Here is a 14,894-nt window from a genome sequence, read left to right on the forward strand (position 1 = left end):
CTTCTTTATCGGGCCCAGGCTTTAAGCCTTTGCCGTTCTCGGCCAGCTAGCCAGGCATTCTTCCAGGGTTTTGATGACCGGTACTATCGCCTGGGTGCTGCCTTGCTGGCGTATTTCGCTGCTGCTGCCCCACAGCAGGGTCAGAATGAAATCGGCCTTCGACTTTTTGCCCTTGATGCTCTCCTGGCGCAGGGCCTCCCGAAAAAACTGGCGCAGTAGTTGCCGGAACGCTTCAATTTCCACTTTTGCCTTTGCCTCTTCCCCCCGACCCTCGCCGAGGCTGTTGATGATCAGGCAGCCCCGGTGGCGCAGGCTGTCAGCGGGGGCGTCAGCAATCTTGCGGAAAAAACGCAGGATGGCCGCGGCGCCTGATTCGGTAATGCTGGCCAGCTCCTCGGCCACGGCTTGGCGGTAGTGGCCAAGGGCGGCAGCAAACAAGGTGTCTTTATCACCGAAGCAGTTGATCAGGCTGCGCCCGCTGAGGCCGGTGTGGGCCTCCAATTGCTGAAATGTCGTGGCGGCAAAGCCCTCGCTCCAGAAGCAGCGGGTGGCGGCCTCAAGGGCATCTTGCTCGGCAAATGTTTTTTTGCGGCCCATTTTGCAATGCCGGTTGTAAAAAGCGATGGCGGTATTATCCCGACTGGGTTATTTTTTGCAATGCGCATTGTATAAAAATAAGTGGAGGCGATTGGCGATGGCAAGAATTGAGGCTGGCGAGAAAATTACCGAGTTGAGTCTGCCGGACTACACCGGGGGCGTGTTTTCATTGGATGCCGTGAAGGGCAAGCGCTATCTGCTGAGCTTTTTCCGCTTTGCCAGCTGCCCCTTTTGCAATTTGCGGGTCCATCAATTGGTTAGTCACTTCCAGGAGTTTGGCGACCAATTTACCGTGGTGGCCATCTTTGATGCTGACCAGCAGGAGTTGAGTCGTTCCGCCCTGCGCCATCAGGCCCCCTTTCCCATCCTGGCCGACAAAGACAACCGCTACTATCGGCGCTTTGGGGTGGAGCGTTCCTATCTCGGGGTGTTGAAGGGCATGCTGATGCGTTTTCACCAGTTGTGCTATTCGGTGGTTGTGAAGGGAAATATCCCCCTGAAAATTGGCGGTCACGTTGCGACCATGCCCCTTAACCTGCTCGTTGATGAGGATGGAGTGGTAAAGTACGCGCATTACGGTCGCGATGAGGGGGATCACCTGCCGCTGGCCGTTGTGAAAAAGTTCGCATTAACCGGCGACGTGCCGGATTGAATTCAGCTGGGCACCGGCACAAATGGAGAGGCTCCTTTGGCTTACACGCACCGTTTTACTGATGGCTCCCCCTGCAACCTGACCCCGGGGAAGGTCGTCTGCGTGGGGCGCAATTACGCAGAGCACGCCAAGGAGCTGAATAACCCCATCCCCAGTTCACCTTTATTGTTTATGAAACCCGCCTCGGCGCTGGCCGAGTTAGGCGAGCCGCTGCAAATTCCCTGGGGCCTGGGCACTTGCCACCACGAGTTGGAGTTGGCCTTGTTGATCGGTCGGCCGTTGAAGGGGGCCGACGCCGCCGAGGTCATGAGTGCTGTGGTTGGCTATGGCCTGGCATTGGATCTTACCCTGCGGGATTTGCAAAGCTCACTGAAATCCAAAGGTCACCCCTGGGAGCGAGCCAAGGCCTTTGATGGGGCGTGCCCCTTGTCGGGCTTTTTGCCGGCCGGCGCGGTAACTGATTGGCGGGGGTTGCAATTGCGCTTGCGCCGCAATGGTCAGCCCCAGCAGCAGGGCAACTGCCGGGATATGCTCTTTCCCCTTGATGAACTGCTGAGCAATATCAGTCAGACTTTTACTCTGAGCCCGGGCGATGTGGTGATCACGGGTACGCCGCCGGGGGTGGGCCCGCTTTACCCTGGAGATGTGCTCAAGGCGGAGATTGTTGGCTTGCTCAGCGTTGACACCAGGGTGGCGCATCTTGCTGCAAGTGGCGAGACGCCTTAGGGGGCCATCTCGATGGTAATTTGCCGCAGTTGCAGATCAGGCGGTCAGGCTTTTTACCCCGTCGGGCGTGCCGAGCAGCAGTAAGTCGGCGGGCCGCAGTGCGAACAAGCCGTTGCACACCACGCCGGTAATGTTGTTGATCTGCTCTTCGGTTTTCATCGGTGTGGCGATCATAAAATCGTACACGTCCAGAATAATGTTGCCGTTGTCGGTGACCACGCCTTCGCGATACACCGGGTTGCCGCCCAGTTTGACGATTTCCCGTGCCACGTAGCTGCGCGCCATTGGGATGACCTCAATGGGAAGGGGGAAGGCGCCCAGTTGGTCGACCAGCTTGCTTTCGTCGGCGATGCAGATGAATTTCTGTGCCGCAGCGGCGACGATTTTTTCCCGGGTCAGTGCCGCGCCGCCGCCTTTGATCAGCTCGAGGCGATGGTTGCTTTCGTCGGCACCATCCACATAAACCGCAATGCTGCCCGTGCTGTTGAGATCCAGCACCTCAATGCCGTGGCTGCGCAGTCGATCTGCGGAGGCCTCGGAGCTGGCCACGGTGCCGCGAATGTCATCTTTAAACTCGGCCAACAGATCAATGAAAAAATTGGCGGTGGAACCGGTGCCAATACCGATGATGTCGCCGTCGAGTACGTTGGCCTTCACTGCCTCGACTGCTGCCTCGGCGACTGCCTTTTTCATCGCATCCTGATTCATTGCCACGCCTCGTTTCGAGTGGATTTAAAAGAGGTGCAAAGTATAAAAGTGGCGGACCTGAAATGCGAGGAAGCATGACATGGTGCGCGCAATGGGGTGGCGCTGTGACTCTTGTTGATGGTTTTGTTAATTAATAAATCCTATATATGACATAAGGTTAGTGATTCTCCTTGATTTCCGGCATTAACGTAATGCTATGGTATGGACATTTTCCAACACAGCTTCTATGCTGCCTGCGACCTCGTAATTCGAAAGTGAAAAAATAATAGATCGTTGAGCAGGGCCTGAAGGGATTTCCCGGGGGTGGCCAGTAACTGCTCAAGGACGAAGAGAGGACAACAATAATGACTAGCTCCACTGTTGGGAGTCCGGTGTCCGGACGCTCGGGCGTTTTGCAAGCTCCACAGGTCTCTGCCGCTGGCGGCATTTTAAAACGGCTGCTCTCGGCCTTCTCAATTTTTACCACCCTGGGTGTGCTCGTTTATTTGCTCTGGCAGACGCTGGCGAACCCTTTGGAAACCGGCCTGCATGTGGTGCGCAGCGAGCAGCTGGAGAATGTGGCCAGCGCGGAAGCAGATTTGAATGACGAGGTGGTTGAGGCGCGGCTGAATCTGGACTCCCCGGCCGTTGCCCTTGCCGATGCGCGCAGCCGTTACGCGGCTGCAGGTGAGGCATTAAGCGCGGGTCAGGCGGGTATGGCTGGGCTCGATCCCACCTTGACCGACTTGTTGGCCCGCTTCGAGCGGGCGGCCAAAGAAAAGCGCGAGCTGGTTGATGATTACCTTGAGCAGCAGGAGCGTTTGGTGCTGCTGTTCGGGGCCATGAGAGATATCGCCTCTCAGGCGCTGAGTGCCGAGGGGATCGCTGGCACTGCAGCGCTTCGGGAAGAAATCGTCAGCCTGGTGTCAGAGGCAACGATCCACAGTGTTCGCTCCGACAGTAACAATCTGGCTGAGTTGGAACAGGCCTTTTCTGCCATTGCCCTGTCGGCAAGTCGAATAGAGGATTCCGAGGCCCAGTCCCTGTTGTCCCGGCTATTCGATACCACCATGAGTCTGCGCTACACCCGAGATGAGCTTCAGGCTTTAATGGCGGGTATCGAGTCTATTGCCTCGGCCGAGGCGCTAGCGGCACTGCGCAGCCAGTACAGCCGTTACTTTGAAACCCTGCAATACGCTGCCGATAAACACCGCCAAACCCTGGCGGTGTTTGCGGTTTCGCTGCTGGCGGCCTTTGCATTGATCGCCTGGCGTTTGCGCCTGAGCTTCTCGGCCCTGGATCGGGTCAACGGCGAACTGCAGGACACTAACAACAACCTTGAGTTGATTGTTGAGAGTCGCACTGTGGAACTGCGCGAGGCGCTGAGTAATGTGCGAGCCCAGCAAGCCCAGTTGATTCAGTCCGAAAAAATGGCGTCACTTGGCCAGATGGTTGCCGGGGTGGCCCACGAAATTAATACCCCGCTGGGTTATGCCAACAGTAACGTGGAAATGGTCCGGGAGTCGCTGGAGGCGGGTGGCGAGCTGGATCAGGAAACGCTGGGCGAGTTTGCCATGTTGCTCAGCGACGCCGAATACGGTCTGAGTCAGATCGCCGATCTGGTACTGAGCCTCAAGGATTTCAGTCGGGTCGATCGCTCAAAGACAGAGCGCTTTGATTTGAATGAGGGTGTCGAAACTGCGCTGAAAATCTGCCAAAACCAGCTGAAAACGGGTATTGACGTTGTCCGGGATTTTGCCGAATTGCCGCGGATTACCTGCGCCCCCTCCCAGCTTAACCAGGTCTTTCTCAATCTGATTAATAACGCGGCCCAGGCCATGTCCGGTCAGGGTGAGCTGGCCATTCGCAGCTGGCAGGAAGGCGATCAGGTGTTCATTGCCTTTAAAGACAGCGGCTGTGGTATGGATGAACAAACCCAGGCGCATATTTTTGAGCCCTTCTTTACCACTAAAGCCGTGGGTGAGGGCACCGGCCTGGGGCTGTCGATTGTGTTTCGCATTATCGAGGACCACGGCGGCAATATTTCAGTGAGCTCAAGCCTGGGTGAGGGCACCGAGTTTACGATTCGCTTGCCAGTCGACGGTGCCAGCGGCGCCGCAGCAGCAGCGCGAGACACAGATATTGTGACCAGCGATGACGAGTCAGTGCTGCTTGATCCGCAGCTTGCTTGAGGCGGGCCAATCCCGAAGGAACCTCGGGAGGCCCCCTGGTGATATCGAATAAAAACAACGTCAGGCTGGTGGCAATAGTGGCCACCAGCGGTAATAACCCGATCAGCATTAACACGCCCTAGGAGCGCGACCATGACCGACTTAGCTCAGTCAGCCAAAGCACGGATTCTGTTTGTTGATGATGAGCCCCGCATCCTGGTGGCCATGAAGGCGCTGTTCCGCAGCCAGTATGATGTGTTTACCGCCAACAGCGGCGCTCAGGCAGTGGAGCTACTGCAAACCGAAGCAGTAGACGTGGTGGTCAGTGATCAGCGCATGCCAAACATGACCGGGGTTGAAGTGTTGCGGGAGGCGCGCAAGTTGCGGCCCCGGGCCATTCGGGTATTGCTCACCGGGTATTCGGATCTCAGTGCCATTCTGGATGCCATCAACGATGGCGAAATTTTTCGCTATATCAACAAGCCCTGGTCTAACCCGGAGCTGCGCGCCACCATCGCCGCGGCGGTCGCCGCTGCCGAAGTAGAGGACCTGGCTGCCGAGTTGCCGGCTAACCGGGAGGTGGCCGACAGCGCCGACTTCAGTGACGCTCCGGCCGAGGCCGCCGCTGCGTCCACCTCGGCAACCGTGTTGCCGCTTACCGCCGCGCCCCTCAGCCAGGGGCCTGGCTTGTTGGTGCTGGACGACGATGAAAAGACCTGCCTCACCTTGCAGCGAGTGCTGGGTCGCGATCGGCCGGTGTACACCGCCCATACGTTGGATGCGGCGCTGGCCATTCTCGAGCGCCATGAGGTCGGGGTGATTATTTCAGAGGTTGCGGTGGCGGGTGAGTCGGTCATTGATTTACTCAGTGCCCTGCGCCAGCACCATCCCAGCCTGGTTGCCATTGTGCTGGCCTCCCAGGCCGATGCGGGTCAAAGCATTGAGCTGATCAATCAGGGGCAGATCTACCGCTTTCTCAACAAACCGGTTGGTGAGGGGATGCTGCGCGGCAGCGTGAACCTGGCATTTCGGCGTTTCGATATTCTCAAGAAGGACCCCAATCAAACCCGTCGCCTGGCTGCCGATGTGCTGCCGGACGCGGCGGAGAAGAAGGGGATTTTCAAGCGGATTGGTCAGTTGTTTGGCCGCCGGGCCTGATTACTCCCTGGTGGGTTAAAACCCATTCCTAGAAAAATGAAAAAGAATATATAGAGGGTGCTATGTCTGAGTCATTCAACCCTGGGGCGAAGGATTTGCAAGAGCGCAATCCCCAAGAAAACTTCCGCCAGGAGAGCAGCGCACGGAGCCTGTCGGGTCAGTCGGCAGAGTGGGTGGTGACCCTGGCATTGCTTGGAGTTTGCGCCACGGCGGGCATCTCAACCTGGCTGGGTAGCGCTCCCGAGTTGACCGGAGGTAAGGGTGTGGTCGAGCGGCCCGTTTCGCTGCAGACCGACGATGATCGTGAAAACGCAGTGCTGATGGATTGGCAGCAACGAATCGAGCGGGATTTTAATCGGCGGGAGCAAAGTGAGCGGCAGCAGGCTCAGAGTCAGGAGCTGAAGGAGCAGGCTCAGGCATTGGCTTTGGCTCGAGCAGCGGCTGAGGCGGCCGAGCGCGCTGCTGCGGAAGCCGAGTCCCGGGCGCGGCGAGCGGAGCAGGCGCGCAAAGTGGCGGCGCAGGCCGCACCGGTCAAAACCCCCAGCAGAGTGCCCGCGGCGGTGGCCGAACCGGTGCTAACGCCGGCGAACATCGACTGGAGTACCTGCGATACACCGGCTTACCCCACCGTGTCGATTCGTCGTGGTGAAGAGGGCAATGTCACCATGGCCTTTGATATTAGCCCTGAGGGGAGTGCCAGTAACGGTCGGGTGGTGGAGAGCAGCGGCTCCCGCCGTTTGGATAGCCGGGCCCTGGATGCCGTTGGCAAATGCCGCTTTACTCCGGCCACCCAGGATGGCGTGGCCACCGACGGCGAGGCCCAGGTGCGATTTGCCTGGAAGCTGCAGTAAGCGGTCGCCCATCATCCCAGCTTAACGGTATGTGGCTCGGTAGTGAGAACGGGCCCAATAACCGGTAGACTTGCGCTCTTGAATTTTGCGCGGCCACCGCCGCGGTAATGATGGAGCGCGATTGTCGCCATGCCCCAAAGCTATATCAAAAAGATACTCGAGGCCCGTGTATACGACGTGGCCATTGAGTCCCCCGTCGATCCTGCGCCGCTGCTGTCAAAGCGCTTGGGCAATCAGGTCTTGCTCAAGCGCGAAGACCTGCAGCCGGTGTTCTCATTTAAGCTCCGTGGCGCCTACAACAAGATGATGAAGTTGAGCCGTGAGGAGCTGGATCGCGGCGTGGTAGCGGCCTCTGCCGGGAATCACGCCCAGGGGCTGGCGCTGGCGGCCATGCGGCTGGGTGTGAAGGCCACTATCGTGATGCCCAAGACGACACCCCAGATCAAAGTGAATGCGGTGCGTGCCCGGGGCGGCAAAGTGGTGTTGCAGGGCGATACCTACGACGAAGCCTCAGCCTATGCCCAGAAACTGGTGGCCGAGAAGGGAATGGTCTATGTGCATCCCTATGACGATCCCGATGTCATTGCCGGGCAGGGCACTGTGGGGATGGAGATTCTCCGTCAGGTTACAGGTCCTCTTGATGCGGTGTTTGTGCCTGTGGGCGGCGGCGGACTGGCAGCCGGTGTGGCGGCCTATATCAAATATGTTCGCCCCGAGGTGAAAGTGATCGCGGTGGAGCCCGAGGATGCCGCTTGCCTGAAGCTGGCAATGGAAAAGCAGCGCCGGGCCAAGCTCTCTGAAGTGGGGCTCTTTGCCGACGGCGTGGCGGTGGCGCAGATCGGTAAAGAAACCTTTCGGGTGCTGCGCAAAACCATCGACGAGGTGGTCACCGCCAGTACCGATGAAATCTGCGCAGCGATCAAGGATATTTTTGACGATACCCGCTCCATTGCTGAACCAGCTGGCGCCCTGGCCCTGGCTGGCCTGAAGAAATATGTCGAGCGCGAGGGCTGCGAGGGCAAAACCCTGCTGGCTATCGACAGTGGCGCCAATACCAATTTTGATCGGCTGCGATATATCTCCGAGCGCACCGAAATTGGTGAGCAGCGCGAAGCGATCCTCAGCGTGACCATTCCCGAGCAGGCCGGCAGCTTCAAGAAGTTCTGCGCGGCGCTGGGCAAGCGCAATATCACCGAATTCAATTATCGCTATAGCGATGACCGCGATGCCCAGATCTTTGTCGGAGTCGCGGTGGCCGAAGGGGGCGCCGACCGGCAGGAGCTGGTAGCTAGTTTGCGGGAGCAAGATTACCCCGTGTTGGATATGACCGACAACGAAATGGCGAAGCTGCATATTCGGCATATGGTTGGCGGTCATCGGCCGAGTGCGGTTGCCAGCGAATTGCTGTACCGCTTTGAATTCCCCGAACGCCCCGGCGCGCTGATGAATTTCCTTACGAAGCTGGGTAACCGCTGGAATATCACCCTGTTCCACTACCGCAACCACGGCGCGGCCTATGGCCGGGTGCTGGTTGGTCTGGAAGCCCAGCGCAGTGAGCGCAAGGAGATTGGCCAGTTTTTGGAGCAGCTGGCCTACCCCTATCACGAAGAGAGCGACAACGAGGCCTACAGTCTGTTTCTCAGCTGATCGACGCGGCCCGCTCGCGGCGGGCTATCTGCGCCGTTTGCGAGCGGCGCAGCGATGGCAGCCGGTGGGCGTGATCAGCCAGTCCAGGGGAATGTCCCATGCCTGGCTGGGCACCCTGTCCACTGCCTGAAAATCGTGGGCAACACCCACCAGCAGCGGGCGATATGCGCCCCGGCATTGCGCCAGTGCGCGGTCGTAGAAACCGCCCCCCATGCCAAGGCGCCCCCCCTGGCGATCAAAGGCCACCAATGGCATTAACACCATATCCATCTGTTTCAGAGCTCGCCACGGCTGTCGTGAACCTGGCTCTGCCAGCCCGTAAGTATTGGTGAAGAGGGCTTGGCCCGGCCGATAGCGGTGAAAGCGCATCGCGCGTTTCCCGGTAATTCTGGGCAGGTAACAGCGTTTGCCTTGCCTGGTGGCCTGCTTCAAGAAGGGCGTGAGAGAAACTTCGCCGTCGCTGGCCAAATAGGCAGCAACATTGCGGGCGTGGCGGTAGGCAGGCAGCTGGCGGATTCGATGGTCGAGCATCTGTGCGGCCTGGGCCTGCGCCGCCGGTGACAGGGCGCGGCGGCGCGCGCGCATCTGCTGGCGCAGGGCGCGCTTGCGGGAATCGATCGCGGTGTCAGTGGTCATGGCGGTGAGTATACGTGGCGGCTTTCCTTTGGCGCGATACCACTGTCCAGAATAAATTGCGCCACGGCTTGCTAATACTTTACATCTCGGTCGGAAACCGAATCGGCCCGGGTATCCAGTTATTGCTAACGCAGATATTGTTAACGTAGCTGGGTTTTCTGGATGCCCGCGTTCGCGAGCATGGCGACATAAAAATGATTCCGGACAGTCGTGCCGGGCGCGAGAGGGGTGCGGTGCACGTGTTATTCAAGGTGACGAAGGGAGAGAAAAGGGCCCCAGGATACCGCCGGCCGCGTGGCCCTTGAACCCAGCGGTTCAAGGTGGATCGCTCCGCGGCATCTTTAGGCTTTCCGACTTGCGGACATGCACACCGATACCGGCTAGAGTTCTCCGGGGTATAAAGCATCGGCTCAGGGGTCTGACGGCCTAGCGCATATCCCAGGGTGGGCTTCAGTATACCGATTCGCATGGCCCCATCATAGGGCGATGGGGGTGCCACTGGCGCTGGAATCAGTTGATTTCCAGCTGGCGGCAGTGCTGCAAGGTCTTTTCTATGCGGTCGGTAATGCGTTGCAGGGCTTCATTTTCTTGCTCGCTGGCGGCCCCCTGGTTTTTCACGCTGAGCAGCTCGTGACTGATGTTCAGCGCGGCCATCACGGCGATGCGCTCCAGGCCAATGACTTTGCCAGAGGTGCGAATTTGGCGCATTTGCCGGTCGAGGTATTGGGCGGCCTGCAACAATGGCGCTTGCTCCTCTGGCGGGCAGGCGACTTGGTACTCTTTATCGAGAATTTTTACGACAACGGTGTTTTGACTCACGACTCTTTCTCCAGGGCCCGAAGACGTTGGATCATGGATTCGACTTTTGCCCGGGCAATGTCGGTCTTCTCGATCAATTGTTCCCGCTCCAGCTTCCAGCTGTTGCTTTCTGCTTTGAGGCTGCGATTTTCGCGATCCAGAACTTCGCAGAGCTGAACCAATTCTTCTATTTTTCGTTCCAGCTGCTGCAGTTGTCGATCATCCATTTCCTGGCAAATCCCTTGGGGGCCATAGTTGCAAACAATAGTAGTTGGGCGTGCGCTGGCTGGTCAATGGCGATGGGCTCGCGCTTGTGCCGCTGGCGCGCATTCCTAGACTGCAGCAACGGCAAATAATTCGATTTTAGGGCCCCGTCAGGCTACCATTTCGCGCTTTTAGCCTTGGATGACACTATGCCTCCCAACCACGATGATCTGGCAGACCTACTGCTGAGCCTGGGTGCGCTGCACCCGCCCGCTGAGTTGCACGGTTATGCGGCGGGCTTTCTGTCTGCCGGTGGTCGCCTGGAAAAGGCGGCCTGGTTGAAACATTGTGCAGAGTTGCTCGATTGCGACGCGCCCAACCCCGATAGTGCCGATCAGCTGTTTGGTGTCTACAAGTCTGCCCTGGAATCCATGGCGTCTGGCGACATTACCCTGGACCTGCTGTTGCCTGACGATGACTTCGACCTCGATCAGCGCATTGCCAGCCTCGGCCAATGGTGTCAGGGCTTTCTTACCGGTTTCGCTATGGCGGGCAAGGCGGGCAGTCTGAATACCGCCAACGTGTCCGAGGATGTGGGCGAGGCCCTCAGTGATCTGGCGGCCATTGCCCAAATCAGCCCCGACGAAGCGATGGGCGAGGAGGGGGAGCAGGATTTCTTCTCGGTCTGCGAATACGTGCGGGTGGCCGCTATGGCGGTATACCTGGAGTGTAACCAGAGCGAGCCGAAACCCGATGGCCCGGCCCCGCGCTTGCACTGAGCCGCACTGCTGCGGCGCCTTCGGGCCCTATGGTAAGCTGCGAGAATCTTCTGCCGGTAGAGAGTGTTATGAAAATTAGCGCCCAGGAATTTGCCCGCCGCCGCAAGGCACTGATGGCTCTGATGGAGCCGGGGAGCATCGCGATTGTGCCCTCCGCCAAGATGGTGGTGCGCAGCCGGGATTCGGAATACTCCTTCCGTCAGGACAGCGACTTTTTTTACCTGACCGGTTTTGATGAGCCCAATGCGGTGTTGGCGCTGCTGCCCGGCCGAGACAATGGCGAGGTGGTCATGTTTTGCCAGGACCGGGACCCCGCCATGGAGCAGTGGACCGGCTACCGGGCCGGGCCTGAAGGGGCCTGCAGCACCTATGGCGCCGACGACGCCTTTCCCATTGGCGATATTGACGACATTCTGCCGGGCCTGCTTGAGGGGCGTCAGCGGGTCTACTATGCCATGGGGAAGCATGCCGACTTTGATCAGCAGGTGATGCACTGGGTGAATGTGATTCGCTCCAAAGTGCGCAGCGGCGCCATTCCTCCCGGCGAATTCCTCGACCTCGACCACTACCTCCACGATATGCGCCTGTTTAAGAGCGCGGCGGAGCAGAAAATCATGCGCCGGGCGGGGGAGATTTCCGCCGCGGCTCACTGCCGGGCGATGCGTTTTTGCCAACCCGGTGTGTTCGAGTATCAGCTGGAGGCGGAGATTCTCCACGAGTTTGCGATGGCTGGTGCTCGGTTTCCCGCCTACAGCAGCATTGTCGGCGCCGGCAAAAATGCCTGTGTGCTGCATTACATCGACAACCGCGATCAGATCAAAGATGGCGATCTAGTGCTGATCGACGCGGGCTGCGAGTTCAACGGCTACGCCGCTGACATTACCCGAACTTTTCCTGCCAACGGCCGGTTTTCCCCGGAGCAGAAGGCAATTTATGACATCGTGCTGGCGGCGCAAAAGGCTGCCATTGCCGAGACCCGTCCCGGCAACCACTGGAATCAGCCCCACGACGCTACCGTCAGGGTGATCACCGAAGGGCTGGTGAGCCTGGGAATATTGCAAGGCGATGTGAATGAGCTGATCGCCAGCGAAGCCTATAGGCCCTTTTATATGCATCGGGCGGGCCATTGGCTGGGCATGGATGTGCACGACGTGGGTGACTACAAAGTCGGCGGCGAGTGGCGGGTGCTTGAAGAGGGCATGGTGACCACGGTTGAGCCGGGTATCTACATTAATCACGACGACCAGCGCGTTGATCCGAAGTGGCGCGGCATTGGTATTAGGATTGAAGACGATGTGGTGCTGACCAAAGACGGGTGCGAGGTGCTGACTGCCGATGTGCCCAAGGAGACCGCCGACATTGAAGCCTTGATGGCGGAGGCCTGCGTTGCCTGAAGCCCGCTTTGACGTGGTGATTGCCGGCGGCGGCATGGTGGGTGCCAGCCTGGCGCTGTGCCTGTCCCAGCTCGGCGGCGGCGCCCTGAAGGTGCTGGTGGTAGAGCGCTTTCCCATGCCTGCGGCCCCGGCCGATGGCATTCCACAATACCGGCCGAGTTTTGATGCGCGCTCCACGGCGTTGTCCTATGGCAGCCAACTGATTTTTCAGCGTCTGGGACTGTGGTCCCAGCTTGCGCCTCACGTCTGTCCCATCCACCAAGTTCATGTGTCTGATCGCGGCCATTTTGGCAGTGTCGCGATGACGGCCGCGGAGCAGGGCTGGCCGGTGCTTGGCGGTGTGGTCGAGAACCCCTGGCTGGGCAGCGTGCTGTTGGGCGCCTTGGGTCAGGCCGCGGGGGTGGAGGTTCGTAGCCCCGCCAGCGTCAGCGGAGTGGGCTTTCGCCAGAATGGGGTTGCGCTAACGATTTCGCCCGACGGGCAAGATGCGTCAGTGCCCGAGCCTGAGATGCTTCAGGCCGAGTTGCTGGTTATCGCCGATGGCGCCAACTCCGGATTGCGCCAGCAGTTGGGAATAGAAGCAGCGACCAACGATTATCACCAAACCGCCTTCATCGCCAATATCGCCACCGAAAAGCCCCACGGCGGCTGCGCCTACGAGCGCTTCACCGAATACGGCGCGTTGGCGATGTTGCCGCTGACGGCGGATCAGCAGGGGCAGTCCCGTTCGGCACTGGTGTGGACCTTTGCCCAAGGGCAGGCCGGCGCCATTACCGCGTTGTCTGACGACGACTTTTTGGCGCGACTGCAGGCCGATTTTGGTTTTCGCCTGGGGCGTCTGTTGAAGGTCGGCGAGCGGGCCCAGTTTCCGCTTAAGCTCACTCAAGCTCGGGAGCAGGTTCGCCGCAATGTGGTCGTGATGGGCAATGCCGCCCATTCTTTGCACCCGGTGGCGGGGCAAGGTTTTAATCTCGCGCTGCGCGATGTGGCCAGCCTGGCCGAGATTGTGGTTGGCGCAAAGCAGCGCGGTGCAGCGCTAGGTGCGCTGGCGACCCTGGAGCGGTATCAGGCGGGACAGGCAACGGATCAATGGCTGACGACCCAATTCTCTGACCGGCTGACCTCGGTGTTTGGCAATCGCCACCCCATGCTGAGCCTGGCCCGGAATATGGGGCTGGCGGCGCTGGATATTCTGACACCGGCCAAGGCCCAGTTTGTGGCCCAAACCGCCGGCATGCTGGGTGTTGGGAGTGGCCGATGACAACGGTATTTGATGTGGTCATCGTCGGCGGTGGTCTGGCTGGGGCATCCCTGGCGCTGGCGCTGGCAGATACCCCGCTAAAGGTGGCCGTGGTGGAAGGTGGTCCGGCCCAAGCCTGGCCGACAGCAGCCGATTCTGTTCAGGATTACGATGCCAGAGTGAGCGCCCTGACCGAGGCCAGCCGTCGACTGCTTGATGAGATCGGTGTCTGGCCCGCCATTGCCCGCGCGCGGGTGTGTGCCTATACCCGGATGGATGTCTGGGATGCTGAGGGGACGGGCAACATCCAGTTTGATGCCATTGAGGTGCAGCGGGCAGAGCTGGGTCATATCGTAGAAAACAGTTCTGTTCTGGCTGCCTTGCATGAGGCCCTGCAGGCCAGCCGCGTGGCGGTTTATTTCGCCGCCTCGGTGGCCAAGCTGAATACCGACACGGGCTTTCACCTGCTGACCCTGGCCGATGGTCGTGAGCTGGGTGCCAAATTGGTGGTCGCCGCCGATGGCGCCCGCTCCCAAATCCGCCAGTGGGCCGGGTTTGACACCCGGGAGTGGGATTACCACCATCACGCCATTGCCTGCACGGTGGAGTGCGAGCGGCCTCACCGGGCTACCGCCTGGCAGCGATTTCTGCCTGAGGGGCCGTTGGCTTTCTTGCCTCTTGCTGACACTGAGGGCAGTCAGCGGTTTTGCTCTATTGTCTGGTCGGCCAAACCAGAGCGCAGCGACGCGCTGATGGCGCTGGATGATGACGCATTCTGCGCTGCGCTGGGTGAGGCCTTCGAGTTTCGCCTGGGTGAAGTGGCAGCAGTGGGGCAGCGGTTTCGCTTTCCGCTACGCCAGCGCCATGCGCCCCAGTATTTTCGCGACGGGGTGGTACTGGTAGGTGACGCTGCCCACAGCATTCACCCGATGGCGGGCCAAGGGATCAATCTGGGGTTTGCCGACGTGAAAGTGCTGAGTGAGGAGTTGAAGCGCGGTCTCGCCAAGGGGCTCGCGGTGGCCGACAGTCAGCCACTCAACCGTTATCAGCGGCGTCGAAAGGGCGATAACCTGGCCATGATGGCGGCAATGGAGGGCTTTCAGCATCTGTTTGAAAGCAACGCATTGCCCCTGCGCCTGGCGCGCAATGCTGGCATGAGTTGGCTTAACTGGCAGACACCGATCAAGCGGCAGCTGATCACCAAGGCGATGGGCCTGGACTAATTTCTGCCCATTGCGCAACAGCGAGTTTCATCGGCGGCAGCCATTGTAGTCTCTAATGATAATAATTATCATCTTTCGCCTCGTTTTGGGCTGTGTGGTTGGGCCGTTCTGTTTGGGTAAAGGGGTGTGTT

At 59.4% G+C, this 14,894-nt stretch carries 15 protein-coding genes and 1 other RNA gene; 10 read left to right on the plus strand and 6 right to left on the minus strand.

Annotated elements, in window-relative coordinates; genetic code table 11:
- Positions 1–21: 21 nt before the first annotated feature.
- The gene (locus NCG89_RS11185; RefSeq protein ID WP_251086621.1) at positions 22–597 is read right to left on the minus strand and encodes a TetR/AcrR family transcriptional regulator; all 576 of its coding nucleotides are present in this window, start codon (positions 595–597) and stop codon (positions 22–24) included.
- Positions 598–694: 97 nt separating this feature from the next.
- Here NCG89_RS11185 and NCG89_RS11190 point away from each other — a divergent pair, with 97 nt between their 5' ends.
- Together NCG89_RS11190 and NCG89_RS11195 are read left to right on the plus strand one after the other, a co-directional pair.
- Complete coding sequence (locus NCG89_RS11190) at positions 695–1,249, plus strand: peroxiredoxin family protein (RefSeq protein WP_251086622.1); 555 nt, start codon at positions 695–697, stop codon at positions 1,247–1,249.
- Between the two features lie 36 nt (positions 1,250–1,285).
- Positions 1,286–1,975, plus strand: coding sequence for a fumarylacetoacetate hydrolase family protein (locus NCG89_RS11195; protein ID WP_251086623.1), 690 nt, complete (start codon positions 1,286–1,288; stop codon positions 1,973–1,975).
- 36 nt (positions 1,976–2,011) lie between these two features.
- Here the strand turns inward: NCG89_RS11195 and rpiA are convergent, their stop codons facing one another.
- Positions 2,012–2,683, minus strand: coding sequence for a ribose-5-phosphate isomerase RpiA (rpiA, locus tag NCG89_RS11200; protein WP_251086624.1), 672 nt, complete (start codon positions 2,681–2,683; stop codon positions 2,012–2,014).
- 344 nt (positions 2,684–3,027) lie between these two features.
- On the opposite strand from rpiA, the gene NCG89_RS11205 reads away from it, so the two are divergent.
- From NCG89_RS11205 to ilvA, 4 genes are all read left to right on the plus strand, one after another.
- On the plus strand, positions 3,028–4,854 hold the full coding sequence (locus NCG89_RS11205; protein ID WP_251086625.1) for a sensor histidine kinase: 1,827 nt from the start codon (positions 3,028–3,030) through the stop codon (positions 4,852–4,854).
- 132 nt (positions 4,855–4,986) lie between these two features.
- Complete coding sequence (locus NCG89_RS11210; protein ID WP_251086626.1) at positions 4,987–5,991, plus strand: response regulator; 1,005 nt, start codon at positions 4,987–4,989, stop codon at positions 5,989–5,991.
- Between the two features lie 62 nt (positions 5,992–6,053).
- Positions 6,054–6,842, plus strand: coding sequence for an energy transducer TonB (locus NCG89_RS11215; RefSeq protein ID WP_251086627.1), 789 nt, complete (start codon positions 6,054–6,056; stop codon positions 6,840–6,842).
- Between the two features lie 129 nt (positions 6,843–6,971).
- Positions 6,972–8,489, plus strand: a complete 1,518-nt coding sequence (gene ilvA / locus NCG89_RS11220; protein WP_251086628.1) for a threonine ammonia-lyase, biosynthetic — start codon at positions 6,972–6,974, stop codon at positions 8,487–8,489.
- A gap of 24 nt (positions 8,490–8,513) precedes the next feature.
- Here ilvA and NCG89_RS11225 read toward each other — a convergent pair whose 3' ends face one another.
- The 4 genes from NCG89_RS11225 to NCG89_RS11240 form a co-directional block, all read right to left on the minus strand.
- Positions 8,514–9,125 carry a 5-formyltetrahydrofolate cyclo-ligase gene (locus tag NCG89_RS11225; RefSeq protein WP_251086629.1) on the minus strand — a complete coding sequence of 204 codons (612 nt, stop codon included), beginning with the start codon at positions 9,123–9,125 and terminating at the stop codon, positions 8,514–8,516.
- 268 nt (positions 9,126–9,393) lie between these two features.
- Positions 9,394–9,573, minus strand: a non-coding RNA gene (gene ssrS, locus NCG89_RS11230) — 6S RNA.
- 62 nt (positions 9,574–9,635) lie between these two features.
- Positions 9,636–9,944: a cell division protein ZapA gene (locus NCG89_RS11235; protein ID WP_251086630.1), complete on the minus strand. Its 309-nt coding sequence runs from the start codon at positions 9,942–9,944 to the stop codon at positions 9,636–9,638.
- Positions 9,941–10,150 (minus strand): TIGR02449 family protein, encoded by a 210-nt coding sequence (locus NCG89_RS11240; protein WP_251086631.1) that lies wholly within the window; start codon positions 10,148–10,150, stop codon positions 9,941–9,943. The genes NCG89_RS11235 and NCG89_RS11240 overlap by 4 nt, the downstream gene beginning before the upstream one ends.
- A gap of 186 nt (positions 10,151–10,336) precedes the next feature.
- Between NCG89_RS11240 and NCG89_RS11245 the strand changes: the two genes are divergently transcribed.
- The 4 genes from NCG89_RS11245 (at position 10,337) to NCG89_RS11260 (ending at position 14,763) form a co-directional block, all read left to right on the plus strand.
- The gene (locus NCG89_RS11245) at positions 10,337–10,906 is read left to right on the plus strand and encodes a UPF0149 family protein (protein WP_251086632.1); all 570 of its coding nucleotides are present in this window, start codon (positions 10,337–10,339) and stop codon (positions 10,904–10,906) included.
- Between the two features lie 68 nt (positions 10,907–10,974).
- Complete coding sequence (gene pepP, locus NCG89_RS11250; protein WP_251086633.1) at positions 10,975–12,300, plus strand: Xaa-Pro aminopeptidase; 1,326 nt, start codon at positions 10,975–10,977, stop codon at positions 12,298–12,300.
- Positions 12,293–13,561 (plus strand): 2-octaprenyl-6-methoxyphenyl hydroxylase, encoded by a 1,269-nt coding sequence (gene ubiH, locus NCG89_RS11255; protein ID WP_251086634.1) that lies wholly within the window; start codon positions 12,293–12,295, stop codon positions 13,559–13,561. Before pepP ends, ubiH begins: the two co-directional genes overlap by 8 nt.
- Complete coding sequence (locus tag NCG89_RS11260; protein ID WP_251086635.1) at positions 13,558–14,763, plus strand: UbiH/UbiF/VisC/COQ6 family ubiquinone biosynthesis hydroxylase; 1,206 nt, start codon at positions 13,558–13,560, stop codon at positions 14,761–14,763. Before ubiH ends, NCG89_RS11260 begins: the two co-directional genes overlap by 4 nt.
- Positions 14,764–14,894: the final 131 nt, after the last annotated feature.

Origin of the sequence: Spongiibacter taiwanensis, from assembly GCF_023702635.1 — a bacterium.
GTDB lineage: Bacteria > Pseudomonadota > Gammaproteobacteria > Pseudomonadales > Spongiibacteraceae > Spongiibacter > Spongiibacter taiwanensis.